This window comes from Pandoraea oxalativorans, assembly GCF_000972785.3.
GTDB classification, from domain to species: domain Bacteria; phylum Pseudomonadota; class Gammaproteobacteria; order Burkholderiales; family Burkholderiaceae; genus Pandoraea; species Pandoraea oxalativorans.
In genome coordinates this window covers 2,835,675-2,860,630 of the sequence record NZ_CP011253.3, presented here as the reverse complement: position 1 = coordinate 2,860,630, position 24,956 = coordinate 2,835,675, and the positions used below count along the sequence as shown (strand labels likewise).

Genomic DNA, 24,956 nt, shown 5'->3' with positions numbered 1-24,956 from the left:
GTAAGTTGAAAGTGAAACAAACGTATTCTGTCGAGTTCAAGGAGCAAGCGCTGTCGAAGGTCCTGCGGCGTGGGAGCCGCACGGTTGGCGCGGTGGCCGACGAATTGAACGTGAACGTACTGACATTGAGGAAATGGATGAGAGGCGCCGCTGCCGCGAATCGGAGCTCGGGCTCTGCACACGCAAAACGACCGGAAGATTGGTCGCTGGAGGAACGGCTAATGGCCTTGCAGGAGAGCCATGGTCTGGTCGACGAAGCCTTGCATGGCTGGTGCCGGGAGCGCGGCTTGTTTGCGCATCATCTCGCGCAGTGGCGAGCGCAGTTCTGTGCCGCGGGCAGAAACGGTGATAGCCGGCGCGAAAGCGCCCAAGAGGTGCGGGTTCTGAAGCAGGCCAATGTTGAACTGCAGCGCGAGTTGAAGCGCAAGGAGAAGGCGCTGGCTGAGGCTGCGGCGCTACTGGTGCTGCAAAAAAAGTACCGTGCGCTGCTCGGGGACGAGGCCGAATGACGTCGTCTGAGCAGCGCAAAGTATTGATTGGTCTGATCACCGAGGCGACTCGGGCCGGGGCTCGCCAAGCACGCGCGTGCGTCATTCTGGGGCTCAGTGCCCGCACCGTTCAGCGCTGGCAGCGCGGCGAACCTGACGCAGTGGACCGGCGCACATTACGACACCACGAGCCGCGCCATAAGCTTAGCGCCGAGGAGCGCGCCGAGCTTCTGGCGGTGGCGAACTCGGCCGAATTGGGTCATCTGCCGCCCAGCCAGATCGTGCCGCGCTTGGCAGATCAGCAACGCTATATTGCCTCGGAATCGACTTTCTACCGGGTCCTGAAGGCCGAGAAGCAACTCGCCCACCGGCGCAGCGAACGGCCGGCCCAGGCCCATAGCAAGCCCCGTGCGGTGTGCGCGCGTGCGCCGAACCAGTTGTACAGCTGGGACATCACCTATCTGCCGAGCACGGTTCGCGGGCAGTATTTTTATCTGTACCTGTTTCTGGACGTGTTCAGCCGAAAGATCGTTGGTTGGCAGGTCTATGCGCAGGAAAGCAGCGCACTGGCCAGTGAAGTGCTCAAGGACCTGTGTGCGCGCGAAGCGATACCACCCGACCAGGTGATTCTGCATTCGGATAGTAAGAATACGGGTATCAGATGTTTCCGGGCTTCTCGCGGCTTTCAATGAGGGCTGTCCGGCGACTTTTGGTGCCGTAAAGCGTTCCGGGCGACCTGACCCACATTCCGATCGACGTAGTGTCTTTCCCCTGACCTGTCGATCGTCCGGAACCGCCGAGCGGCGAGGTTTCGCCTCGTCGATACGTGTGACTCAAGAAGGGCCTGACGCTCTGTCGCTTTACTGTCTTGTCCAGGTACTCGATGCCGGTGAAATCGCCTCAATCTCATCGGCAACCGGAGCAAGGCTCATGAAAGAAGAACCGGCTATTTCTGGATATCGCAACGTTGTGGGCGGCGTGGATACCCATAAGGACGTGCATGTTGCAGCTGTCGTTGACGAACACGATCGTCTGCTCGGCAGTGAATGCTTCCCTACCACGCGGCATGGCTACAAACAGATGCTGCTCTGGATGCGCTCATTCGGAGAGCTTGCCCGGGTTGGCGTCGAATGCACCGGCTCCTACGGAGCGGGCTTGCTTCGCTACCTTCAACTGGCCCACGTAACGGTGCTTGAGGTCACGGCACCCGACAGGAGCGACCGGCGCAAACGCGGCAAGGACGACACGCTGGACGCTTGCAACGCGGCGCATGCTGCCTTTGCTGGTGTGCGTACAGTCACGCCCAAGACACGCGACGGCATGATTGAATCGCTGCGCGTTCTGAAAGTCTGCCGGAAGACCGCCATCTCCGCGAGGCGCGTTGCATTGCAACTAATTCACAGTACCATCATCAGCGCGCCTGACGAGTTACGCGAATCGCTGCGCAAGATGACACGGATGCAGCTTATTCGAACATTGGCCGCGTGGCGTCCCGATCTGTCTGACTATCGGAGCCTGATCTCTGCCAACCGGATTGCATTAAAATCACTGGGGCGTCGGTATCTCGAGTTGCACGACGAGATCGCCGACCTCGATGTCATGATCGCGGCTCTGGTCGATGAACTCGCCCCCGATCTGGTCTCCCGGTATTCAATTGGCTATGAGTCCGCTTCGCAACTGCTACTGACCGCTGGCGACAACAGCGACCGGCTTCAGTCAGAGGCCAGCTTCGCCGCCCTCTGTGGAGTGAGTCCCGTCCCGGCGTCTTCTGGCAAGGTGACACGACATCGACTGAATCGCGGTGGAGATCGCGCGGCCAACAGCGCCCTGCACATTATCGCCATCGGTCGATTGCGAACCGACGATCGCACAAAAGCCTATGTCGCCAAACGCGTCAGCGAGGGCCACTCAAAGCTTGAAGCGATTCGATGCCTCAAGCGCTATATCGCACGAGAGGTCTTCTACGCCATCCGGCAACGTTACCGCCAGATCGCGCAGACCCAATTTACCTCTTGACCTTTAGAAGGGCGTCAACGGCGGCCCGATGAAAGGTGCGACGATGCTCGCCACCCTCCAGACGCTGGGCGTCATGCACTCGCTCAGCCGCCCGGGCGTGAGCAACGACAACCCTTATTCTGAATCGTTGTTCAAGACCCTAAAGTACCGGCCGACTTACCCGCTGAGGGCATTTGACACCCTGCTCGCCGCACGCACCTGGGTGGGCGCGCTGGTGCGCTGGTATAACGAAGAGCACCGTCACAGCGCGATCCGGTTCGTGACGCCGGCGCAGCGCCATGCCAATCTCGACCAGACCATTTTGGATCGACGAGCAGCGCTTTATGAGGCCGCCCGGCAACGCCACCCGCTGCGCTGGAAAGGCCGCACGCGCAACTGGCAGCGCGTCGATGCTGTGCACCTGAACCCGGATCGCATCGACCACCAGGACGTCGCCGCACAGCGCCGTAGTCAGGAGAGAAAGGCCGCCTGAAATTTATTCGTGGAGGCGACAACTAGCTTGAAAATTTCCGCCTTCATCAGAAGGCTGTTCTCGACATCGGGGGCAGCGATCGTGTGGGACGTCTCGTACTCGGTCGTACCTTGCCAGAGGAGTGTCACCACATCGCCGAGCGCGAACTGCGCGGTAGACGCAATCTCGACACTCGCCCCCTGCGCTGGCACATCGTCGGGATCCAGATTGCCGCCGTCGGCCTCCACCAGCACCACGGCTGGCAGTTCAGGCCGCCTGATCGAGAAGGCCATTGCCGAACCGGTGCCGATCACGACCGCGCTGCGCACCAATTCGTAGGTTGCAACGACGGTACCATCGATGCCTTTCGAGATCGCGTCATAAGGGACCGTGAACCAGATGTCGCCGGTGCCGCCTCCGACAATCTTGGTATCGGTGTGGTCACCCGCATCTTTGGTGCAATCCCATGTCAGGACAATCCGGTCGCCTTGTTGCATGAGGCTGGCGAGCGGCACGATGACCTGCGCGCCGCCCAATACCTGACGGGGATCGAGCTCGCCGTTGCTGAGCGCCGGGATGTTGGGAGGATCCAACGTGGCCACCGCCTCGATCACTTCCACCATCAACACCTCGGACTCCCGATGGCCGGTCGCACTCTCGATGCGATATTTCATTTCCACCGTCTGGCCGACAAACGGCGTGACCTGCAAGCGCGCGAAAGCAGCCTCCAGAGGAACGCCCACGCTGTTCTGGGTCACCTGTATCGTGACCGTCGCGCCACCGTGATCCGCACCTGGCCCCAGATCGACAAAGGCCACGTCGCCTTCGCGCATTCCTTCATAAGACAACACACGGAAGTCGACGAAGTCCGCGACCTCGGCCAGATTGAGCTTGCCGTAGACCACCTGATCCATGACGAGCGCAGGCAACAAGGTCTCGGTAATGGCGACGCGCAGATTCAGAACGTCGGAGTGAATGAGCGTGGCGCCGCGCGTGATCGTGTAGAAGATCTGCACGGTCTGGCCGATCCAGAGATCCACCGTTTCCTTTTGCACGCCGAACCGGAAGTCCATCGGCTTCAGGATGGGGATACTGTCCTCGTAATGATTCCCTCCGCCCTCCCAGAAAAGCCTTATGACGTCACCCACCTGCATGTCCGCATGCTGTGGCACGACAGTGCGTACCCCGCGCACGCCATAGGCATCCTCGGGCAGGTCATCGCCATCGGCTTCTTCCACATAAGGGGCAGGCCAGCGCGTCGGCTTCATGACGTTGAGCACCCTATCTTCCGAGCGGGCCCACAGCACGCCGCCCCTGTGCACTGCGTAATAGACCGTGACCGTCGTCATGTCGAAGAACGACACTTTCTCTTTAGGCACGTACATCTGCACTGGCCGGCCGACCAGATTAGCTGAAATCAGGGCGGCGTCGATCTCCTCGCCTCCGCCGCTGCCCTGCCCGAAGTAGATCCATACCATGTCGCCGGACGTCATACCGGCATACGGCATAACCGTCACAGCGGCGAAGTCGTCGACATCGTCGGGGTTGAGCGTGTCGCCTACGGCTTCTTCGACAATCGGCCTGGGTAACTCGGCCGTCGTATAGGACGGCAACGTGTCATGCGGACGCGGGCTGTAAACGCGCGTGGAGAGATTGTCGTGAGTCTTCATGACGGACCTCCGGACGACCGGCGAAATGAGGGAGGCCCAACACGCGGGGCGACGTGTGGGGTGATCGAAATTGGAAATCGGATACCGCTTCTCCATTTCGCGCTCACAACGCATGCCCGACAACTGTAAACGTTGACAGGTGTCGATACCCACGCTGGATCGTCCGGGGATTTCCGTCCTCAGGGTCAACTGTCGGGTCCGGCAGCCCGCGATGTGCAGAAAAAAGCGGCACGCCTGCACACAGCACGGCTTGAGGCAAGGCCGTGCGAGGGGAGTGCGAAAGCGTGCCCAAGGGTGAGCCGGTCCGTCATGCAACGCCACACCATGTCCACAACGTTGCGTGCCGATCCGGTTCTCGCGAAGTCCCCAAGGTGAGACCAGGGTCGCCCGCCGTGGGGCGGCGGGGGACAGTCCAACGTTACCCTACATCTGCTACGTTGCTACAACGGCGATCCGCTCAGACGCTTAGAACGTTTGACGCACACCCACGCGCACGAACGTCTGCGTCGCCGTGGCGGAGGAGATGCCGTTGCCCACGTCGCCGACCGAAGCCGTCGCCGAGACAACGTTGCCGAAGGTGTCGAGCGTGTTGCCCGACGCCTTCTGATAGCCGACCAGACCGTACAGCGACGTGCGCTTCGACAGGGCGTAGTACGAAGCGAAGTTCACCGTGTGGTACTTCGGACCGCCCGAACCCTTCACGTCGCTGCCTTGCGTGTAGTTGTACGCGGCGGCCAGTCGCAGGGCCGGGGTGAACTGGTAAGCGATGCTCGTGCCGATCGTGTTGAACGTGAAGCTGCTGGCGAACGTCGACAGCGTGCCCGGCGTGTACTGCACATTGCCGTACTGGATGCCGACCTGCGTGGCGCCGAACGTGTAGCTACCGGCGGCCGAGACGATGCGCTGGCTGGCGGCCGAGGCGAAGCCTTCGTTGATCGACGACGAGAACGTGCCGTCATAGGAACCGGACCACGTGCTCGACGACGTGCCATAGGCGTTCGTTGCCTGTAGGTAGCCCACGGCCACGGCGAACGGGCCGCTGGCGTACGAGCCGCCGAAGCCCCACGTGTTCTGGTTCTTCACGCTGCCGGGTTGGCCGCCGAAGCCATAGATCGCGCCGAACTGGAAGCCGGCGTAGTTCGGGCTGGCCCACTTGACCGAGTTGTTCACGCGCGACTGGTTGTCCTGGTTGTCGATGTCGCCCGGGTGTGCACCCATGCCGGTCACGAACGTGCCGGCGCTGATCGGACCGACGTAGTCGACGATCGGATCGTACTGACGGCCGAACGTGAGCTTGCCGAGCGAGGCGCTTTGCAGACCCATCCACGATTGACGGCCGAACTGACGGCCACCCTGACCCGACGTACCGTTACCGATGTTGAAACCGTTTTCCAGCTGGAAGATGGCTGAATTGCCGCCACCCAGATCTTCCGAACCCTTTAGACCCCAGCGGTCGCCCGACCAGGTGCCGCTCGCGAAGCCCCAGACCGAACCGTTCGTGTAGTTGATCGGTGCGCCGACGCCGCCCTTGGAGTTGGCCGTGCGCTGACCGCTGGCATAACCCACCCCAGCATCGACGATGCCGTACAGGGTCACGCTGCTCTGAGCGTAGACGGGCGCCATGATGCCGGCCATACCGCCAAGGCCGAGTGCAGCGAGAAGAATACGTTTCATAATATTAGTGGTCCTAAATTTATATTGCAGGAACATCACGAAAACGCACCGGCAGTTCCCCGGTGTGGGTCGGTTTTGTCGAACTGCCGGCGTTACTTTCCGGGGTGGTCACCTCCGGGAAGTCCGGTGACGCTCAGCCAGGTGGCCACCGCCACGACCAGTGCGTCGATATCGTCGAAGCGCTCGGTGCCCGGCACGGCCGGGGCGTCGAGGACGGTAAAAACCGGTTTACGCCACTGAAGTCCGAGCGCGATTTCCGAGAGCGTGCCCAGACCGCCACCCACAGCTACGAGACAGATCGACGCGCGCGCAATCAGGGCGTTGCGAGTAATGCCCAGCCCGGTGGGCAGCGCCACGCTCAGGTGGGGATTGGCGTCGTTGGCATGTTCCTCGGGCAGCAGGCCGATCACGATGCCCCCGGCGGCCGACGCCCCGGCGGAAGCGGCTTCCATTACGCCACCCTTGCCGCCGCACACCAGTGCGATACCGGCGGCCGCCAGCGCTTCGCCGATGCGTTGCGCGGCGTAGAGTTGGGCGGGCGAGGCTTCGCGCGGACCGATGAGACCGACGGGCGTCACATGACGCGAGGGGCCTGCCTGTCGGGCTGCGAGTCGATCGAGGGCGTGGCGGGCCACAGCCGACCACTCATTGAGGATGACGCCGTACAAGACACTCTCCGAGAGCGAGCACACCGCTGCACACCGCCATCAAGACGAGCGACAGCGCAGCAGCCTGAGGGAAATCCGTTTGCCCGTCCGACATCTTCAGGAACACGAGCAACGGCAGGATGTTGATCTGAGTACCGGCAAGCGCCAGCGCCGTACCGTACGTCCCGAGCGCAATCGCCGTGACGAGGCACCACGCGGCGGCCAGCGTGGGCCACATTTCGCGCAGGGCGACGTCGACGATCGCGCGCAACGGCGTCGCACCCAAGGTCAGTGCGGCTTCGATGGGACGGCGGTCGAGGTTGGCGATGGTCGGATACACCATCAGCGCCACGCGCGGGATCAGGTAATACGCATAGGCGGCGACGAGTCCGGGCGCGGTGTAGATCAGCGCGCCGAAGCGCACCGGATCTGCGCCGAGCGACGCGAGAGTCATTGTCACGAAGCCGGAACGTCCGAAAGCGAGGATGAAGCCGTAGGCGATCACCAGCCCCGAGAAGGCGAGCGGCACACCCATGGCTGCGAGCCAGAGCCGCCGTCGGCGCGGCGTCTGACGTGCAAGCGTCACGGCGATCAGCGCGCCCACGATCAGCGAGACGGTACCTGCGCCGACGGCCAGTGCCAGCGAGTTGACGAACGCGTCGCGCACCAGCGGATCGAGGGCGATGGCGGAAAACGCAGCGCCATGTCCCTCGAACGCCGCCACGACCAGCGACGCGAGCGGCAAGCCGAAGCCCAGCGCGAGCACCACGGCGGCGGGCAGACCGCCGAAGCGGCGCACCCAGCCGCGCGGCGTGTCTTTCGCATGCAGTGCCGCTGGCGACACGTGGGGATCCGGTGGCTCGACGATGCCGGTCGATGCACGCGCTGACTTCATGGTCTGCGAACTCACTTGGCGAGTGCAGCGGCCGACCACAGACGATCGACTTCAGCCTTCTGCGCAGCGGCGCGCGCGACGTCGAGCGGATGCACCTGCGGGGCGTCCGGCATGCGGGCGCGCATCTCGGGGGTGAGCGGCGTGCCGGGCACGGCCGGGCGCACATAACCCTGCGCGAACAGCGACTGACCGACCGGGCTCATGATGAGGTTCAGCCACAACCTGGCCGCTTCCGGATTGGGGCCGTTCTTCACAAGGCTGATGGCATAGGGCGCCGAGACGCTGGCTTCCTTCGGAATCACGACCTGTGCGGCGTCGCCCATGCCGTCGGTGTACTTGGCCTTCAGGCCGTCGTTCTCGTAACCGATGAGAATCGGGATCTCGCCCTTGACGAACTTGGCGTACGGCGTGGTGCCTTCGACGCGCATCACGTTGCCTGCATCGCGCAATTTGCCGAAGAACTCCGCACCCGGCTTCGGATTGTCGACGTTGCCGCCGAAGGCGTAAGCCGCAGCAAACACGGCGACCTGACCCTGACCCGTCGAGCGCGGATCGAGATACACTACCGAGTTCTTGTACTCGGGCTTGAGCAGGTCGGCCCACGACTGCGGCACGTGCTTGACAAGCTTCGTGTTCACGAGGAACGCGATGTTGAGCGAGTGGATGGTGAACCAGCGACCGTCGTTATCGCGGAAGACCTTCGGCAGCGTGTCGAAGTTGATCGGCTTGAACGGTGCGACAACGTCCTTCTGCACGGCGTCTAGCGCCGAACCTGCGAAGTAGTAAGCGGTGTCCGCTTGCGGACGGCGGCGCGACTTGTCCAGTGCGGTGACGGTCGCGGCGGAGCCGATGTCGTTGTACGTGATCTCGACCTTCGGATAGCGCTTGCGGAATTCGGCGAACAGCGCCTTCCAGTTGGCCCATTCCGGACCGGTGTCGAAGGACACGACCAGACCTTCCTCGGCCGCCTTGGCATACAGCTCGGTTTCGCCCGGATATAGCGGCGCGGCAGCGCTGGTTTGCGCGAGCGCGGAGCCTGCGGTACCCGAGAGCAGTGCAAAGACTGTCGCGAGCGTCGCCAGCGCGGGCAGGGCGCGCGGACGCAGGGAAGCGGCGGGGTGGATCATCGACATAGCTCCGTCTTGGACGTGAATCGGGAAACGTTTGACAGGTTGTGCGGTCATGAGGGCAGGCATCTCACGCCTCCACCGGCGGCAATACGCGCAGATGTGCAGGGTCAAGCGCGATGGCGAACGACGCGGGCGTGCGACTCTCGCCGAGCAGTGGGGTTGTCGCGCCTTCGGGCAGGAAGTCGAATCGGCAGGTCGCGCCGAAGAAGCGCACCGCGCCCGGATGACCGCCGAGGCGGTTGAGGGTGCTCACCGGCGGGTCGCACTGAATGTGTTCGGGGCGCACCAGCAGCGAGACAGTCGTTCCCGGCCGCCATGCGCCGGTCTCGACGTGCAGCTCGGCGAAGCCGGTATCGACCATGCCGGGACGCGTTACACGCGCAGGCAACACCGTCGACAGCCCGGTAAAGCTCGCCACCGTCGCGCACGCCGGCGCGTCGTACAGGCGCTGCGGCGTGTCGATCTGCAGCAGGCGGCCGTTATCGATGACGGCCACGCGATCGGCCATGCTCAGCGCCTCGTCGCGGTCGTGCGTGACGATCAGCGTGGTCGCGCCACTGGCCTGTTGCAGCGCACGGATTTCGTCGCGAAGTTGCTGACGGATACCGGCGTCGAGCGCCGCGAGCGGTTCGTCGAGCAGCAGCACGCGCGGTGAGATGGCAAGCGCGCGGGCGAGCGCCACGCGTTGTTGCTGGCCACCGGAGAGCGACGTCGGACGACGCGTTGCGAACTCGGCCAGCCCGACACGCGTGAGCATGTCGAGGGCCGCACGCTGACGCTCGGACGCCTTGACCCCTTGCATCCGAAGCCCATAAGCGACGTTGTCAATGACGCTCAGATGCGGGAACAGTGCGTATTGCTGGAACACCATACCCACATGACGACGCCAGACCGGCACGCCGCCGACGTCTTCACCGCCGATGGCAATGCGCCCGCGATAGCCATCGAGCAAACCCGCGACGAGGCGCAGCACGGTCGACTTGCCCGAGCCGCTGCGGCCCATCACGGCAAGCAGCTCGCCTTGACGCGCGTGCAAGCTGACGTCGTCAAGGCCGTTGGCCGCGCCTGCGTAGCGGAAGCTGACATTTTCGAGAGTGAGACTCATGAACTGACCTTCTGGCGGGATGCCGCGACAATCGACATGCCGGTTGCGGCAAGCGCGAGCACAAGCAGCACGACGGTGGCGGCGCAGGCGAAGCCGGTCGCACCGTAGAACGCCTGTAGCAAGACGACCGGATAGTTGCGATAGTGGAAACCCGCGATGAGATTGGAAATCTGGAATTCGCCGATGGACAGCGCTGCGACCATCACCAACCCGGCCACCAGGCTATGCGTGAGGTTCGGCACGGCAATTGTCAGGAACTGACGCAGCGGCGATGCGCCCAGCGTGGCCGCGCAATCCTCAAGCCTGGCAATGTCGAGATGCCGTAGATCGGCAAGCAGCGTCTGCGTGAGATAGGGCAGTGTGAGGACGGCGTGCGCCAGCACGAGCAGCCAGAGCGAACCGAGCCACGGCAGCGTGTCGCCGCTGAAGACCGCGATGTAGCCGAAGCCGAGCGTGAGGGCGGGCACGGCGACAGGCAGCAGCGTCACCAGCCGTGCAATCGCTCCGCGGCCGCTGCGTGAGCGATGGTGCAGCGAGTACGCCAGTGGCAGGCCGATCAGTGCAGTCATCGCACAGCAGCTCAGCGCGACGATGAGGCTCGTCGAGAACGCACGGCGAAACGACGGGTCGCCCGCCAGATCGGCGAACCAGTGTCCCGTCACGCCCGTCGGCAATACGGTATTGGTCCACGTCTGGCCGAACGCGCCGATCAGCAGCAACAGCACCGGCAAGCAGAGATAGATCAGAAATAGCGCCGCGACGGCGCGCACGCCCCATATCAGCGGGCCCGCCTTCGCACGCGTTGCGGCATGCGCCGGGTTGTGCCGGGGCGGCACAGTTTGGGCAAGGCGGTCGGCGTGGACGTCGGACATTGGGGAAACCTGAACGGCATACGGTGACAAACTCGCATCGGTCGGCCGGATGTCTTGCAATCCCTTACTGCAAAAGGGCAGACGGGGAGACAGCCGAATCGACGTTGGGCGAGAGTTTCACGGTCTGAAATGTCATTGTCATGAAGAAAACATACGTTTGGGGCATCGTTCTGTGCGAAAACGGAACAGTTGACGCGTCGTCGGAATCGAGTCGGAAGCGATCGCGAACCGCTGTTTTCCACCGGAACCCAACGCCAGCCTGACATTCCCCGATGCGCCATTGCTATCCGAACATCGCCGAACTGCTCGCCTTCACCAGCGCCGCGAGGCACTTGAATTTTTCTCGTGCCGCTCGTGAACTGGGCCTCACGCCGAGCGCCGTGAGTCGGCAGATTGCGGCGCTGGAGACGCTGGTCGGCACGGCCTTGTTCGTGCGTGAGGGGCGTCATCTGGTGCTGACCGAGGCGGGGCGTCGCTATCACGACCGTGTGGCGGAGCCGCTTCGCGAGATCGGCAATGCGTCGCTCGAACTGATGACGTCGCGTGGTGAGAGCGATCTGCTGACGATTGCCAGCGTGCCGACGTTTACGACCAAGTGGTTGATCCCACGATTGCCCGACTTTCTGGCGAGCACGCCTGGCGTGACGCTAAGTTTTAGTCGTCATCTGGCGCATGGAGATGCCTTCCCGTTCACACTGGACGCCGCCGTTCGTTATGGCGATGGCTCGTGGGAAGGTGTCGTGAGCGAGTATCTGGATGGACGCCGGTTTGTGCCGGTCTGTGCGCCTTCGTTCGTCGCGCGTTACCCGCTGGCGAGCGCAACGGACGTGGCTCGCGCACCGAGGCTCGTGCACAACCAGGCGGAAGAGGTGTGGGGGACGTGGGCGACTTGCTACGACGTCGGGCCGCATGGGCAGCGCCCGGGACCTCGGTTCGAGCAGTACGCCGTGCTGCTACAGGCGGCCGAGGCAGGTATGGGCGTCGGATTGGTGCCGGAGTTTCTGGCGCGCGAGGCGGTACAGGCCGGCCGCCTCGTGGTGCCTGTGGATGCCGGGGTGGATGTGCCGCGTCATGGGCATTACCTCTGCTATCCGAAGGAGCGCCTGCAACAGCGCTCGGCCTTGCGGTACTTCCGCGAGTGGATGCTAGGTCAGGCGTCGCAGGGGTAAGCGCGCGTCGTGGTTCATCGCGACGCGCTCTGACGCGTCGCCTGTCCCTTCACGTCGAGCACAGCGTTGAACGACGTGTCGACGATCTTGCTGACATCGAAGCGATTCGGCAGTGCGCCGGTTTGCGTCAGGAAATCGCTCGTGCCCTGATAGTCGGCCACAGCTTGTTTGTCGACGGCATCGACCGTCATCCCGGCCTGCCCGATCCAGTGCCGTGCGACGTCGCGATCCAATCCGGCCTTCTTCGCCCATTGATCGGCGTAAACCTCCTTGTGGCTCTCCACCCACGCACGTGCCTTTTGCAGCCGTGCGAGGAAGTCGGCAATCGCCGCGTGCTTCGAGCCGACCGATGGCGCGTAAGCGGCGACGCTACTCAGGCCCGGCATCAGATTGCGTGCGGTGATGATCGGACGCGCCCCGTTGTGCACGACTTGCTGCGAGATGTACGGCTCCCAGACGGGGAACGCGTCGATGGAACCGTTGGGCAGCGCGACCGCCGCATCGACCGGCATCAGCTTGACGAACTGGACGTAATCGGTCGGAAGCCCGGCTTTCTCGAGCGCGCGCAGCGTCAGTTGCTGACTCCACGCGCCCGGCCAGTAGGCGACCTTCTTGCCTTTGAGATCCTGGATCGATTTGACCGGCGAATCCTTCGGCACGAGTAACGCAATCGTGTCGGGGTTCTGACGCGAGACGGCGATCAGCTTGACCGGTGCGCCTTTTGCCGCAAGAAACAGGAAGCCCGAATCGCCGAGGAAGCCGAGGTCCAGCGCCCCCGCGTTGAGTCCTTCGGCTACCGGCGCGGCCGAATGGAAGTGTTTCCATTCGACCTGATAGTTCGCCCCTTCGAGCGCGCCCGAAGCCTCCATCGAGGCCCGCACGTTGTAGTAGTTCTGGTCCCCGACGCGCAATGTGATGCTTTGCGCGTTCGCTACGCCAACGTGCATGACGCCGAACGCCGTGACAGCGCAAAGAGAAAGAGCGGGAAGGGTGGGAAGGGCAAAGCGGGCGCGACGAATCCAGCGCAGCAACATCATGACACCTATGAAAAACGATTGAAAAGAAGGGAAGAAGTGAGGCCGTGAAGCGAATCACGCCGCCTGAGGCGTGCGTTGCCGGTCGAGTTCGGCGGTATGGCGGCGGATGGCCGGAATCAGCGATTCGCCGTAACGGATCGTGTCTCCGAGCGGATCGAAGCCACGGATAAGGAACGTGTCGACGCCGAGGGCGTAATAGCGCCCCAGCGCTTGCGCCACCTGTTCGGCGGTGCCGACGAGCGCCGTCGAGTTCCAGCGTGCGCCGGTCGCTTTGGCGACGCCCATCCAAAGACGTTCGTCTACGACGTCGCCGCGCTGGGCGGCCGCCAGCAGACGTTGTGAGCCGACGTTCTCGGGGGCTTCGGCATGAAGACCGAGCTGCGCGCGCGTTGCCTTGACCTGACGCAGCACGTCGTCCGCGCGCGCCCATGCCTGCGCTTCGGTGTCGGCGACGATGGGGCGGAACGAGATCGAGAAGCGCGGTTTGCGGCCATAACGCTGCGCGGCGGTGCGTACGCGGTTGACGAGCGACTCGACCGCGTCGAGCGGTTCGCCCCACAGCATATACGTATCGGCGTGGCGCGCCGCGACGTCGATAGCCGCGTCGGACGCGCCACTGAAGTAAATCGGAATGTGCGGCTTCTGCCACGTCCGTACGGCGGGCGACGCCTGTTCGAAACGATAGTGCTCGCCGTCGAAGTCGACCGGAGTGTCGGCGGTCCAGATGCGCTTGAGGGCGTCGAGATATTCGTCGGTGCGGGTATAGCGCGCGTCGTGATCGAGGAAGTCGCCGTCGCGTCGCAGGTCGGCGTCGTTGCCACCGGAGACGACGTTCAGCGCCACCCGCCCGCGCGAGAACTGATCGAGCGTCGCAAGCTGACGGGCCGCCAGCGGTGCTGCGATGACGCCGGGACGGTAGGCGAGCAAAATGCCCAGCCGTTGCGTCGCGGCGGCGACATGGCTGCTCACGAGGCTGCCTTCCGGGCCGTTGGAGAAGTAACCGATGAGGGCGCGGTCGAAACCGGCGGTCTCATGCGCCTGCGCCATGCGCGTAATGAACGTCGGGTCGACCGCCGCCCCCGTGGGTTGATCGACTTCGGACCCCGGCGCTGCCGTGATCATCCCGATAATTTCTACGCTCATAAGTGCACTCCATACAGGCAAAGTGCGAGCGTAGCGGGCGCGCGGCCCGCCGTGAACGAAGAAAATCGGGATACGTTATGCCGCGCGGCGGCATAAGCAGCATTGTCGCGTGGCGTACGCCTTACGCTGTGTTGCGATGCTTACCAGCCGTGCAGACGCGACCACGTCGCGACATCGCGATCCGGATCGATGGCGTGGTACTCGGGAAACTGCGCGCCTGTGGCGCACGCGTGGTTCGGCAGAATGCGCAGCAGCGTGCCGATGGGGAAGCGCGCGACAATATCCGGGTCCGCTTCGCCCTCTCGCGAGACAATGCCGTGCTCCTGGTTCGCACCGCTCAGCACATAGCCGGGCACCACACTGCCGTCGATGCGGCAAACCTGCCCGTAGCCGAAGTCGCGCTTCTGCTTTTGTGTGCCACGGTCGCGGCTCATGGCCATCCAGCCAGCGTCGACGATGGCCCAGCCTTTGTCCGCCTGATGTCCGATCACCGTGGTGAGTACGCTCAGCGCGAGCTCGTCGGTCGTGCACACGCCGACGTTATGCATCACCAGATCGAAGAACACATACACACCGGCGCGCACTTCCGTCACGCCGTCGAGGTGTTCGGCGGCGAGCGCGGTGGGCGTCGAGCCGACGCTCACGACCGGACACGGCAAACCGGCATCGCGCAGACGCGTCGCCGCCAGCACGCAGCCCGCGCGCTCCTGTTCGGCGATGGCGGCGAGCGCTTCGGGCGTGTCGAAGTCGTAGCTCGAACCGGCGTGGGTCATGACGCCGCCGAGCGTCGCGCCGCCGTCGTGCAGCACGCGGGCGACGTCGATCAGTGCGTCTTCATCGGGACGGATACCCGAGCGGTGTCCGTCCGTATCGATCTCGATCCACACGTCGAACGTCTCGCCATACTCGCGCCCGAAGGCGACGATGGCCTGCGCCGAAGCCACACTGTCCGTGATGATCTTCAGATCGCAACCCCGGCGACGCAACGCCAGCGCCGCAGGCAACTTGCTCGCCACCATGCCTACGGCATAGAGGATGTCGGTGACGCCGTCGTCGAAAAAGCGCGCAGCCTCTTTGAGCGTGGACACCGTGATCCCCGTGGCGCCAGCGTCGATTTGCGCTTGCGCGACCTCCATGCACTTGCTGGTTTTGACGTGCGGCCGGAATCGCACGCCGAGCGCGTCCATGCGCGATTGCATGCGGCGGATGTTGTGCTGCATACGCGGCACGTCGATAACGGCGGCAGGTGTTTCCAGCGTCTGCAACGACGCGAGCGGAATGTTGTGGATCGAAGTCATGGCGATCAATCTCAGGCGGTGGTGTGGAAGTGGCGAAGCCATTCGAGCGCAGGTGCAAGCGTGGGCGCTTCGCTGTCGGGGGCGGGCGCACCTTCGGGGCGCGACAGGCCGACACGGTTATGCCAGAACGTGCGCAGGCCCACCGCCGACGTGCCGAAGAGGTCGTAACCGGAACCCGCGACGAAGGCCGCATCGCTGGCGTCGACACCGAGTTTGTCGAGCGCCAGACGATACGGGCGCGGATCGGGCTTGTAGAACCCGGCTTCCTCCGACGTCACCACGACGTCCCAGTCGATGCCGAGCAAGGCGGCGGCTCGATGTCCGAGCGTTTTCGAACAATTCGTGACGACACCCAGTTTGCAGTGCGGACGAAGCGCCAGAAGCAACTCGCGAGCGCCATTCCAGGCGGGAAGCGTCAGCCACTCGGCTTCGAGCGCGAGAGGCGCGGACGGCGGCAGGCCGACGTGCGCTGCCGCCTCGCGCACCAGTCGTTCGTAGCTCACATATGCACCGCAGCCGTAGGTGCGGCGCAGATACTCGGCGCGCCACGTCCGGCCCGCAGTTTCGCTACCGGCGGCGCGATTCCACACGGTCCACGAGTCGAGCAGCGCGGTCAGAAGGTCGAAGAGCACGGCGCGCGGCCAGCCGGTCTCGCGGTCGGGGGATGTGTCGGACATGACAGCCTCTTTCATTGTGGTTTTGCGTGAGATGACTGGACGCAGTGTAGGAAGGATAGGGCGTGCCGTGGTTAAATTACGGCACATCAAACATTAAGCTCAGGTGAATGATCCAGATCGAAGACCTGCGTCTGATCGAGGCGCTGTCGCAGTCGGCATCGCTCAGTGCTGCGGCGCGCATGCTCAACGTGACGCCGCCCGCATTGTCCGCTCGTCTGCGCAAACTCGAAGCGTTGCTCGGACTGGCGCTCGCGACACGCACCTCGCGTCAGCTCAGCCTGACGGCCGAAGGCGAGCGTCTGGCCCGCGAAGGCTCGGCGTTGCTCGCGCAACTGGACGCGCTGCCCGAGTCGTTTCGACGTGAAGACAAGCGCCTGACGGGCTCGCTGCGCATTTCGGCCCCATTCGGCTATGGACGGCACCACGTGGCCCCGGTCCTTGCGCGCTTCGGGCTGTTGCACCCTGATTTGAAGCTGCAACTCGAACTGCGTGAAACCCCGTGGCCGGACAAACACGATTCGGACGCCGTCATTCATGTGGGCGCCGTGCGCGATTCGTCGTGGATTGCGCGGCCGCTTGCGCCGAACGACCGCTGGCTGTGCGCAAGTCCCGCCTACCTGCAACGACACGGCACGCCGACCGAGCCGCACGCGCTACTCCAGCATCGCTGCATCTGCATTCGGGAGAACGACGAAGACGCTTCACTGTGGCGGTTCCGACGTCGGACGAAGACGTCTTCCAACGCCGCCCCCCCGTCGTCCCGGCGTGCCCCGGCGCGCGACAGTGTGCGCGTGGTGCCTGCGTATACGACCAACGACGGCAGCGTCGCACGGGAGTGGGCGGAGCAGGGGCTGGGACTCGTGCTGCGTTCCGAGTGGGACACCCGCGAGGCCGTGGCAGCGGGACGTCTCGTGCGCGTGCTCGCAGACTGGGACTTCGACAGTGCGCCCGTTACGCTGCTGGTGCCGACGCGTCGCGGACGCACCGCACGTCTGCAGGCGCTGATGGCGTTTCTCGAGGAGGCGCTGGCGACGTCGGCAACTGCGCGCCGCCCTACACGGCCTCCACGTCCTGCACGCACTGGGCGCTGAAGTCCTCAGGCCGGTTGATGGGATAGTCGTGCGCTCACGGCGCGTGCCCGATTGGCCAGCAGGCTGCACAACACGAGCAGGATCGCCGTCATGAAGAACACCGCCGGGAGTCCGAACATTACGGCGATCTGACCGCCGATGATCGGACCGATGACCTGCCCGCTGAACTGCGCCGATTGCAGATACCCGAGCAACTTGCCAGTACTGCGCTCGTCCACGGCGTGACGCGCCAGCTTGCCGATGGCGGGCAGCAGACCGGCCAGCGTCATCCCCATCAGCACGCGCAGCGCAGCCAACTGCCACCATTCGGTGACGAACGCCTGTGGAATCATCACCAGCGCCGTGGCGATGAGACACCCGACGATTACGCGCCAGCTGCCTACGCGGTCAGCCAGCGCGCCGAGCTTCGCAGCAGTCAACATGCTGCCCAGCGCCGAGCTGGCCATGACCACACCGGCCACGCGCGTGAGGTGGGCACCGTCCACACCCAACTGTCCGATATAGACGGTAATGATCGGCTCGATGGACATGTTGGCGAGCAGCACCATCATGCCGGTCAACAGGATCGCGGCGATGATGCCCACGCGCGCACGGGGCATGGGCGCGGTCGTACCCCGCGCGGCTTTGCGTTTGCTGTCGCGCGTGCGGTCGAAGTCTTCGCGTACGCCGAAAATGGTGAGCAGCGCCGTGATCGAGATCATGCCTGCACAGGCGAAGAACGTACCGCGAATGCCGAGCAGCGGCGGTAACAGACCGCCGATAAGCGGCCCGGTCAGATTCCCTGCGAGTGCGCCGGTCGAGAGTACGCCCAGCGCCCAGCCTGCACGATCGCGTGGCGCTTGCGTGCCAATCATCACCGTGGAAGCCGACGCGTAACCGCCGATCAGCCCCGTGAGCAAACGCAACGCGACGAGTTGATAAACGTTGTGCGCAATACCGATGAGCGACGTCACGATCACCATGCCCACAGCGGCGCGAATCAGCATCGGGCGACGCCCGAAGCGGTCGGCCAGATGGCCCCAGATCGGCGCAGTGACAGCGGTGCCGAGAAACGTCGCACTGAACGCGACGCCGGACCACTGGATCACGGCCGACTCCGGCGCGACGCCGAGTTGCTTGACGTACAGCGGCAGGAACGGCAGCAACATGCTGAGTCCGGCCAGCGTCGTGAACGAGCCGAAGACACAGATGGCGAGGTTGCGTTGCCAGTAAGGATGGTTGCGTTCGGTGTAACTGGCGCTCGGGGGATTGGATTCGGACGGGGGATTCACAAAAACCTCTGTATTTCGCGATGCCCGCGCGGCACAGGGCATCGACATCCGCATACCGGCAGGCAGCGCGAGCGCGGCCCGACGACGGTGATGCGCCGAGTCTATTCCGCGCGAGGATGCTCGGATACGGCTGCGGCGCGTACGTCACTCTTACGCGGCGCGGATGAATGTGCAAGCGTCTCTATCAAATAATCGACGAAAACCCGCGCGCGGGACGGCAGCGTCTTACCGTGTGGGTACATCAGACTCACCGGGCGAGAACGTCCCGCGTAATCGGCCAGCACCTCGACGAGTCGACCTGACGCGAGATCCGCTTCGACGATGAAGCGGTAGGTCTGGAAAATGCCGCCGCCGGTTCGTGCGAGCGTCACACCGGCGAGCACGTCGTCGGCACACCGAAAGTGGCCGCGTGCGTGGTACTCGATGTCGTTGCCCGCGTCGCGGAAGAGCCACGGGATTGGACGTCCGGTACTTGGCAGATCGAATTCGATGCAATCGTGGGCGGCGAGATCGTCCGGCGTCCCGGGCGTGCCCGCGCGCCGGAGATAGTCGGGGTGGGCGACCACGACCAGTGCAGCGTCTTCGAGATGTCGCGCCACCATGCGCGACTCGGGTTGTGCCCGGAAGCGAACCGCGAAGTCGAAGCGCTCTTCGTGCAGGTCGATGTTCTGGTTGCTGACCTGAATGTCGAGCTTGATGAGCGGGAAACGGGCGCGAAATTCAGGCAGCACCGGCAGTAGCCGGTAATGACCGTAGGTCGTGGGCACGCTGATCCGCAACGTGCCCGATGGCTGCGACTGCGCGCCCGACACCCGTCGTTCGGCCTCCGCCAGCAGGCTCAACGCAGTCCGGCATTCCTCGAAATATGCGCTGCCGCCCTCCGTCAGACGAATGCTGCGCGTCGAGCGCACGAACAGGCGCACGCCCAGTCGCTGCTCGAGTCGCGCGACCGAACGGCTGACGGCGGCGGGCGTCACGCCCGCCTGATTGGCGGCTGCCGTGAAGCTGCCAGCCTCCGCCGCCAGACAAAACAGCTCGATGCTGCCAAGCAGCACATCGTCGAATTGACGTTGCATGTTCGCTATTCGTTACACCATGTAAAAAGACAAGTGTAATCGCATGCGTTTTTCGCGTCTTCAATCATGAATAGAGTGTGTTCAACCGGCGGGGCGGACGGATTGGCCGACGCCCCGGCAGGCGAAACGACATGAAGGACACACATCATGAGCAAGTCGGAACATACGGTCATCATTACGGGGGCCACCAGCGGCATCGGTCTGGGACTGGCACAGGCATTCTTGCGCGACGGATACAACGTCGTCGGCACGGGGCGCAGCGCGGCCCGTCTTGAGCAGACGGCAGCACTGCTGAATGCCGGAGCGCGTTTCTTGCCAGTCGCGGGCGACGTTGCCGATCCGTCTGCCGCCACTGCGGCGTTCGCGAAGGCCATCGAGGCGTTCGGCCACGTCGACGTGCTGATCAACAATGCGGGCATCTTCTCTGCGAAGCCGTTCGTCGACTTCACGCCGGAGGAGATCGAAGTGCAGATCGCCACCAATCTCAAGGGCGCGCTGTACTTCTCGCAAGCGGGAGCACGCCACATGAGCGAGCGCCGCAAAGGCCGGATCGTGAACGTGACGGCATCGCTCGCCCTTCAGGCGCATGCGGGCGTGCCTGCGTTGCTGGCTGCGGTGCTCAAGGGCGGGATGAATCAGGCGACGAAGGCGCTGGCGCTGGAACTGGCGCCGTTCGGCGTCACCGTCAACGCCGTGGCTCCGGGCGTAGTAAATACGCCGATGCATGCGCCCGAGACGCACGATGCGCTGGGCAATATGCATCCACTGGGGCGTATCGCGGAGGTGGAGGACGTCGTGCGCGCGGTGCGGTATTTCGTGGAGAGCGATTACGTGACCGGCACGATTGCGCCGGTGGACGGGGGTTTTGCTGCCGGTCGCTGATGGCTGTGACGGCCGATCATCAGGAATGGGTCGGTCGCCTCATTCACTCAACGTCCAAAGGAGTCAGTCATGCCATTCGTCAGCATTCGCATCACCCGCGAGGGCAACACCGTCGAGCAGAAGGCGCAGGTCATTCGCGAAGTCACCGAGACGCTGCAACGTGTACTGGGCAAGCCGCCGCACCTCACGCACATCGTGATCGAGGAAGTCGATACCGACAACTGGGGCTACGCGGGCCAGACGACCACCGAGTTTCGGCGTCAGGCAGCCGAGCATAAGGCCTGACAACCGCGCGTTTTCGAAGGCACACCGCCGTCATGCGCTGTGACGGCGGTGCGCTTTCGGTTGGACGTTGTCAGAACGGCTTCGACATTGCCAGATAGAACGTTCGGCGCGGCCCGAACTGCGGTGCGCCGACACCGATGCCGGTGCCGTCGCGCAATTCATAGACGCGGTCGAAGACGTTCAGGACCGACAGCTTCGCGTCGAAGCGCCCGACGCCCGGCAAGTTGAACTTCTCGCCGACACCGAGGTTGACCTGAAGGTAAGCGGGCAGATGTTCGCTGTTGACGAACCCGCTGCGCAAGCCCGAGCCGAACAGCGCATCGGCCGATAGCAGCGTCCTGCCCCATTGATACGACACACCGGCCGAGGCGCTCACCTGCTGGTCGTGATCCAGATGCACCCAGTGATTGGCGATGTACGCCAGTTCGTCGGCGCCGAAGTTGAACTGCCCGGTCTCGATGCCTTGTCCCATCGCGCGCGAGACGGCGACGTTCAGGTACGCACCGACGTTGCCCTGACGGAAATTGACGGTGCCTTCCACGCCATAAATGCGGCCCTTCTCGTAGTTGAACGTCGAATAGATGAGTGCATTGCCGAACTGACCTTCGTCTTGCAGATGGTTCACGCGACGATAGTAGGCGTCCAGCCCGACGGTGATCGCCGAGGTCAGTTGATGCGAGACACCCAGATCGAAGTAATCGGAGCGCTCGGCGCGTACGGCGGTGTTCGCGTCGGAGGGAAGGGCGTTGGTCGTATTGAGAAATTTAGCGACCGACGTCGTATCGATCTTCTCGGTGGCTGGGGGCGTGAAGTAGCGCGAATACCCGGCATGCAGACGCGTACGGCTCGTCAGGTCGTACGTCAATCCGAGACGCGGTGACAGTTGCCCCTCGTTCGTCACGGTATTCACGTGATCGTAGCGAGCGCCATAGTTGAGCGTCAGACGATCGGTCGCCTTCCATTCGTCTTGCAGATACAGACCATACGTGGTGCCCCGGTCGTTGGCGTTGTCTACGATGGTCAGCGGCGTACCGCTCGTCTGCTGACCGTTGTCGTCGGCCGGAAAGACGTTCGACGTGTTGTCCACGCTGAAATGCTCCTGCTGCACGAACAGGCCGAAGCGCAGCGTGTGACGGTCGGTGAGCTTGTAGCTGCTGTCGGCCTGCACGCCGTAGGCTTCATTGCGGCGCGTGATATTCGATGCCACGCCGTTGTAGACGAGATCGCCAATCGGATCCGGTGTGTAATCGACGCGGCTGGTGCGATGGAACAGCGAGATCTGAGTGTCGAGCTTTGGCGAGATGTGGCTTTGCCATGACAGCACCTGGAAGTCGGTGAGTTCGCGTTGATGCGCGTTGAGGCTCGACGAATCGGGAATCGCCCCGTTGTCCAGCGTGAACTGTGGCGCAACGCCCGGCAGGTTTGGAATCTGGAAGCGGTTATTCGCGGTGCCGAACATGAACGACACGCGGTTATCCGGATTCAGCAGGTACGACATCATGCCGAACGCGTTCGTCTGATTGGTATGGTCGTGAATCGCGTTGCGCTCGCCCGTCGGATTCTCGATCCCCATGTCGTTGGCCGACACGCGCGCGCTGAAGTAGTAGCTGAGCGCGCCTTTGGTGCCGAACAACTGGGTGTTGACCTCGCGGTCGGCATGGCTCCCGAACACCACGCCGACTTCGCCGCCGAAGGCCTTGGGGGGCTCACCGGTGTCGGCAGTGCCGTCGGCGAGACCGGGCGAGCCTTTGGTGTGAATGTCGACGACGCCTGCCGTGCGATAGCCGAACTGCGCAGGCAGCGCGCCGGTGATCAGATTGATTTGCGACGCGATGCGCGCGTCGATGGCCTGGCCGAATCCACTGATCGATTCGGGAATGATCACGCCGTCGATACGGTATTGCAGGTTCGCGTGATCGCCGCGTACGTGCAGTTGGCCGTATGAGTCCTGCACAACGCCCGGTGCTTGCAGGAGCACCTGATTGAGGGGGGTGTTTGCGCCGAGCGGTAGCGTCTGGATATCCGTCTGGTCGAAGTTGTAGACAGAGCTACCCGTGTCAGGCGAGAGCGCGTTGCGTGCGGCGTCGAGGCGCTTGGCGGAGACGGTCGTGCCGGAGAGCGCGACGTTGGCGTCGCCCGGATTAGCGGTCGATTGGGCGTGTGCGTTGACTGCGAAGGCGGACGCCGCAGCGGCTGCGAGCGCATGACGGGTGAAGCGGGCCAACTGCGGGAAATGCGGGAAATGCTGGGAATGCGTGAGACGAACGAACGGAATCCATCGGGCAGACATGCCGGACCTCAGTGTGTTTGACGTGTGGACGCCGCGCAACTGGTGGCAGACGCGCCAGCGTTGGCGCGTCGCGACCTGCGACGGCGAGTGTTCTGATTTAGACGAACGACACTGAGGGGCGTGGAGGGTCGCGATTACGCGTCGGCCCTCGCAAGACGGAGCGCATCTGCATCTGCGCCACCGGCGGGTAGTGCCACTCGCGCAGCGGCGGGAGCGAGGCGAAGACGGGCAGTGCGGGGAGCGCAACGTCGACTGCAATGAATGCAAGGCATTGCTCGCAGACCCCGTCGTCGTCCGAACGCTGACCATTGCTGCCGCTGCTGCCGACATCGCCGGATTGGCGTTGCGCGTCTGCCGGTTCCTCGGCGGCCACCGACGCGGCCGCCAGCGCGGCCGCAGTGTGGAACACCACGTGCCGTGCAAGGGCTATCTGCGAGACGAGTACGCAGACGATCAGCCAGAAAGGAAGCCAGCGGCGATGCATGAGCCGACGAGTAGCAGAACGAGAAACGGAACGAGAAACGGAAATTCGGGACGTCGATAACCGGACGACAAATCGCGACAAAATAAAATGCAACCCAATTGCAATGCAACTGAGTTGCGAATTCTGTCACATTCGTGAGGACTTTGCCAAGTCGGAAAGCTGGACGGGAGCGCGCGGGGAAAGCCGGGAAAGTGCGGGAGGCGGCGAGAGGCGTGCGAAGGGACGGGCGATGCGGGTGGGCGCGCCACCGTGGGCGGCCACCCAAGCTACGGCATCCGCTCAGGTGGCCAGGAAGACCTCACGCAATCGGCTGACGCAGTGTGGCGTCGGCCACACGAATTTGTCGCGGAATCAGCTTGAGTTGCAGGAACGTGTCGGCAATCCGTTGTTGCGCGGCCAGCACGGACGGCGACACCGGCTTGTAGACATGCGCGTAGTGACGCAGCCCCTTCTCGATAATTTTGGCGTCGAGCCCTTGGATCGAGGCCAGTTGTGCGGCGGCTGCGGCATAGTCGCCACGAATCTGCTGCCCCGTCTGGCCGAGGGCGTCGAGCGTTGCCTTGATGACGTCGGCGCGCTTTTCGGCGAAGGCCCGTTGACTCAGGAAGAACTGATGGTGATCGGCCGCGCCTTCGGCATTGGCCAGCAGACGCACCGGGCTCTGGTCGAGCACGGCGGTAAGGAACGGGTCCCAGATTGCCCAGGCGTCGACCGAGCCGCGCTCAAGGGCTGCGCGGGCGTCGGCAGGGGCAAGAAACACCGGGCTGATGTCGCCGTAATCGAGGCCGTGCTTGCGCAGCAACGCAACGAGGAACCAGTGGACGTCCGATCCCTTGTTGAACGCCACGCGCTTGCCGCGAAGATCGGCCACCGTTTTGACCGACGAACTGTTGGGTACGACGACACCTTCGGCGAGGGGCGTGGGCACCTCGTAGGCGCTGTAGACGAAGTCGGCCCCGGCCGCTTGCGCGAAGACGGGCGGCGCTTCGCCGACGTATCCGAAATCGATTGCGCCGACGTTCAGGGCTTCGAGCAACTGCGGGCCAGCCGCAAACTCCGCCCATGTGACTTCTACGCCAAGCGGCTTGAGCCGCGCTTCCAGCGAGCCATTGGCTTTGGCTAGCACGAGGGTGCTGGCGGCCTTCTGGTAGCCGATGCGGAACTTGCCCGCCTCGTAGGCGGCGTAAGCCGAAAACGAAGGGAGCGCGGCCGATGCGGCCCCTGCGCTGAGCACCGTAAGGAACTGACGGCGTGAGATGGCCGAGACGGCCTTAGGCGGTTTCATGAGCGTTGCCCCGTGAAATG

General features: G+C 63.8%; 23 protein-coding genes and 1 pseudogene. 8 read left to right on the top strand and 16 right to left on the bottom strand.

The features are described from left to right. Window positions 1–11: 11 nt before the first annotated feature. The 4 genes and pseudogenes from MB84_RS12710 to MB84_RS12695 form a co-directional block, all read left to right on the top strand. Window positions 12–509, top strand: a complete 498-nt coding sequence (locus MB84_RS12710) for a transposase (RefSeq protein WP_046289964.1) — start codon at window positions 12–14, stop codon at window positions 507–509. Continuing rightward, the gene (locus tag MB84_RS12705; RefSeq protein WP_084009760.1) at window positions 506–1,180 is read left to right on the top strand and encodes a DDE-type integrase/transposase/recombinase; all 675 of its coding nucleotides are present in this window, start codon (window positions 506–508) and stop codon (window positions 1,178–1,180) included. Before MB84_RS12710 ends, MB84_RS12705 begins: the two co-directional genes overlap by 4 nt. Before the next feature lie 238 nt (window positions 1,181–1,418). Next, a complete protein-coding gene (locus tag MB84_RS12700; RefSeq protein WP_046289963.1) occupies window positions 1,419–2,504 on the top strand; it encodes an IS110 family RNA-guided transposase in 1,086 nt (361 codons plus the stop codon). A 16-nt stretch (window positions 2,505–2,520) separates the two neighbouring features. Then, a pseudogene (locus MB84_RS12695) lies at window positions 2,521–2,976 on the top strand (integrase core domain-containing protein); the annotation flags it as partial. Here MB84_RS12695 and MB84_RS12690 read toward each other — a convergent pair. From MB84_RS12690 to MB84_RS12660, 7 genes are all read right to left on the bottom strand, one after another. Further along, entirely contained in the window at window positions 2,955–4,625 is a 1,671-nt protein-coding gene (locus MB84_RS12690) for a hypothetical protein (protein WP_052653274.1), read from the bottom strand. The pseudogene MB84_RS12695 and the gene MB84_RS12690 sit on opposite strands and share 22 nt — an antisense overlap. Window positions 4,626–5,090: 465 nt before the next feature. Then, on the bottom strand, window positions 5,091–6,299 hold the full coding sequence (locus MB84_RS12685; RefSeq protein ID WP_046292036.1) for a porin: 1,209 nt from the start codon (window positions 6,297–6,299) through the stop codon (window positions 5,091–5,093). A 92-nt stretch (window positions 6,300–6,391) separates the two neighbouring features. Further along, window positions 6,392–6,967, bottom strand: a complete 576-nt coding sequence (locus MB84_RS12680) for a TIGR00725 family protein (protein WP_046292035.1) — start codon at window positions 6,965–6,967, stop codon at window positions 6,392–6,394. Next, the gene (locus MB84_RS12675; protein WP_046293746.1) at window positions 6,945–7,775 is read right to left on the bottom strand and encodes an ABC transporter permease; all 831 of its coding nucleotides are present in this window, start codon (window positions 7,773–7,775) and stop codon (window positions 6,945–6,947) included. The genes MB84_RS12680 and MB84_RS12675 overlap by 23 nt, the downstream gene beginning before the upstream one ends. Window positions 7,776–7,852: 77 nt before the next feature. Then, window positions 7,853–8,968, bottom strand: a complete 1,116-nt coding sequence (locus MB84_RS12670) for an extracellular solute-binding protein (RefSeq protein WP_046293745.1) — start codon at window positions 8,966–8,968, stop codon at window positions 7,853–7,855. 70 nt (window positions 8,969–9,038) lie between these two features. Beyond that, window positions 9,039–10,076, bottom strand: a complete 1,038-nt coding sequence (locus MB84_RS12665; RefSeq protein ID WP_046292034.1) for an ABC transporter ATP-binding protein — start codon at window positions 10,074–10,076, stop codon at window positions 9,039–9,041. Continuing rightward, window positions 10,073–10,948 (bottom strand): ABC transporter permease, encoded by an 876-nt coding sequence (locus tag MB84_RS12660; RefSeq protein WP_084009758.1) that lies wholly within the window; start codon window positions 10,946–10,948, stop codon window positions 10,073–10,075. Before MB84_RS12660 ends, MB84_RS12665 begins: the two co-directional genes overlap by 4 nt. Before the next feature lie 272 nt (window positions 10,949–11,220). Here MB84_RS12660 and MB84_RS12655 point away from each other — a divergent pair, with 272 nt between their 5' ends. Further along, the gene (locus tag MB84_RS12655; protein ID WP_046292033.1) at window positions 11,221–12,117 is read left to right on the top strand and encodes a LysR substrate-binding domain-containing protein; all 897 of its coding nucleotides are present in this window, start codon (window positions 11,221–11,223) and stop codon (window positions 12,115–12,117) included. A gap of 14 nt (window positions 12,118–12,131) precedes the next feature. Here the strand turns inward: MB84_RS12655 and MB84_RS12650 are convergent, their stop codons facing one another. The 4 genes from MB84_RS12650 to MB84_RS12635 form a co-directional block, all read right to left on the bottom strand. After that, window positions 12,132–13,064 carry an ABC transporter substrate-binding protein gene (locus MB84_RS12650; protein ID WP_046292032.1) on the bottom strand — a complete coding sequence of 311 codons (933 nt, stop codon included), beginning with the start codon at window positions 13,062–13,064 and terminating at the stop codon, window positions 12,132–12,134. Between the two features lie 144 nt (window positions 13,065–13,208). Beyond that, complete coding sequence (locus MB84_RS12645) at window positions 13,209–14,297, bottom strand: LLM class flavin-dependent oxidoreductase (RefSeq protein WP_046292031.1); 1,089 nt, start codon at window positions 14,295–14,297, stop codon at window positions 13,209–13,211. A gap of 140 nt (window positions 14,298–14,437) precedes the next feature. Further along, window positions 14,438–15,595: a DSD1 family PLP-dependent enzyme gene (locus tag MB84_RS12640; RefSeq protein ID WP_046293743.1), complete on the bottom strand. Its 1,158-nt coding sequence runs from the start codon at window positions 15,593–15,595 to the stop codon at window positions 14,438–14,440. An 11-nt stretch (window positions 15,596–15,606) separates the two neighbouring features. Further along, entirely contained in the window at window positions 15,607–16,272 is a 666-nt protein-coding gene (locus MB84_RS12635; protein WP_046293742.1) for an HAD family hydrolase, read from the bottom strand. Between the two features lie 107 nt (window positions 16,273–16,379). On the opposite strand from MB84_RS12635, the gene MB84_RS12630 reads away from it, so the two are divergent. After that, window positions 16,380–17,363 carry a LysR substrate-binding domain-containing protein gene (locus MB84_RS12630; RefSeq protein WP_046292030.1) on the top strand — a complete coding sequence of 328 codons (984 nt, stop codon included), beginning with the start codon at window positions 16,380–16,382 and terminating at the stop codon, window positions 17,361–17,363. Between the two features lie 5 nt (window positions 17,364–17,368). Here MB84_RS12630 and MB84_RS12625 read toward each other — a convergent pair whose 3' ends face one another. After that, a complete protein-coding gene (locus tag MB84_RS12625; protein WP_046292029.1) occupies window positions 17,369–18,634 on the bottom strand; it encodes an MFS transporter in 1,266 nt (421 codons plus the stop codon). 101 nt (window positions 18,635–18,735) lie between these two features. Further along, window positions 18,736–19,710 (bottom strand): LysR family transcriptional regulator, encoded by a 975-nt coding sequence (locus MB84_RS12620; protein ID WP_046292028.1) that lies wholly within the window; start codon window positions 19,708–19,710, stop codon window positions 18,736–18,738. A gap of 147 nt (window positions 19,711–19,857) precedes the next feature. Between MB84_RS12620 and MB84_RS12615 the strand changes: the two genes are divergently transcribed. Both MB84_RS12615 and MB84_RS12610 read left to right on the top strand, forming a co-directional pair. After that, window positions 19,858–20,592: an SDR family NAD(P)-dependent oxidoreductase gene (locus MB84_RS12615; protein ID WP_046292027.1), complete on the top strand. Its 735-nt coding sequence runs from the start codon at window positions 19,858–19,860 to the stop codon at window positions 20,590–20,592. A 69-nt stretch (window positions 20,593–20,661) separates the two neighbouring features. Continuing rightward, window positions 20,662–20,877, top strand: coding sequence for a tautomerase family protein (locus MB84_RS12610; RefSeq protein ID WP_046292026.1), 216 nt, complete (start codon window positions 20,662–20,664; stop codon window positions 20,875–20,877). A gap of 70 nt (window positions 20,878–20,947) precedes the next feature. Here the strand turns inward: MB84_RS12610 and MB84_RS12605 are convergent, their stop codons facing one another. The 3 genes from MB84_RS12605 to MB84_RS12595 all read right to left on the bottom strand — a co-directional run bounded on the left by MB84_RS12605 (window position 20,948) and on the right by MB84_RS12595 (window position 24,936). Next, complete coding sequence (locus tag MB84_RS12605; RefSeq protein WP_157122711.1) at window positions 20,948–23,167, bottom strand: TonB-dependent receptor; 2,220 nt, start codon at window positions 23,165–23,167, stop codon at window positions 20,948–20,950. A 97-nt stretch (window positions 23,168–23,264) separates the two neighbouring features. Beyond that, window positions 23,265–23,651, bottom strand: a complete 387-nt coding sequence (locus tag MB84_RS12600) for a hypothetical protein (RefSeq protein ID WP_052653272.1) — start codon at window positions 23,649–23,651, stop codon at window positions 23,265–23,267. A gap of 298 nt (window positions 23,652–23,949) precedes the next feature. Continuing rightward, window positions 23,950–24,936 carry an aliphatic sulfonate ABC transporter substrate-binding protein gene (locus MB84_RS12595; protein WP_046292025.1) on the bottom strand — a complete coding sequence of 329 codons (987 nt, stop codon included), beginning with the start codon at window positions 24,934–24,936 and terminating at the stop codon, window positions 23,950–23,952. Window positions 24,937–24,956 lie beyond the last annotated feature (20 nt).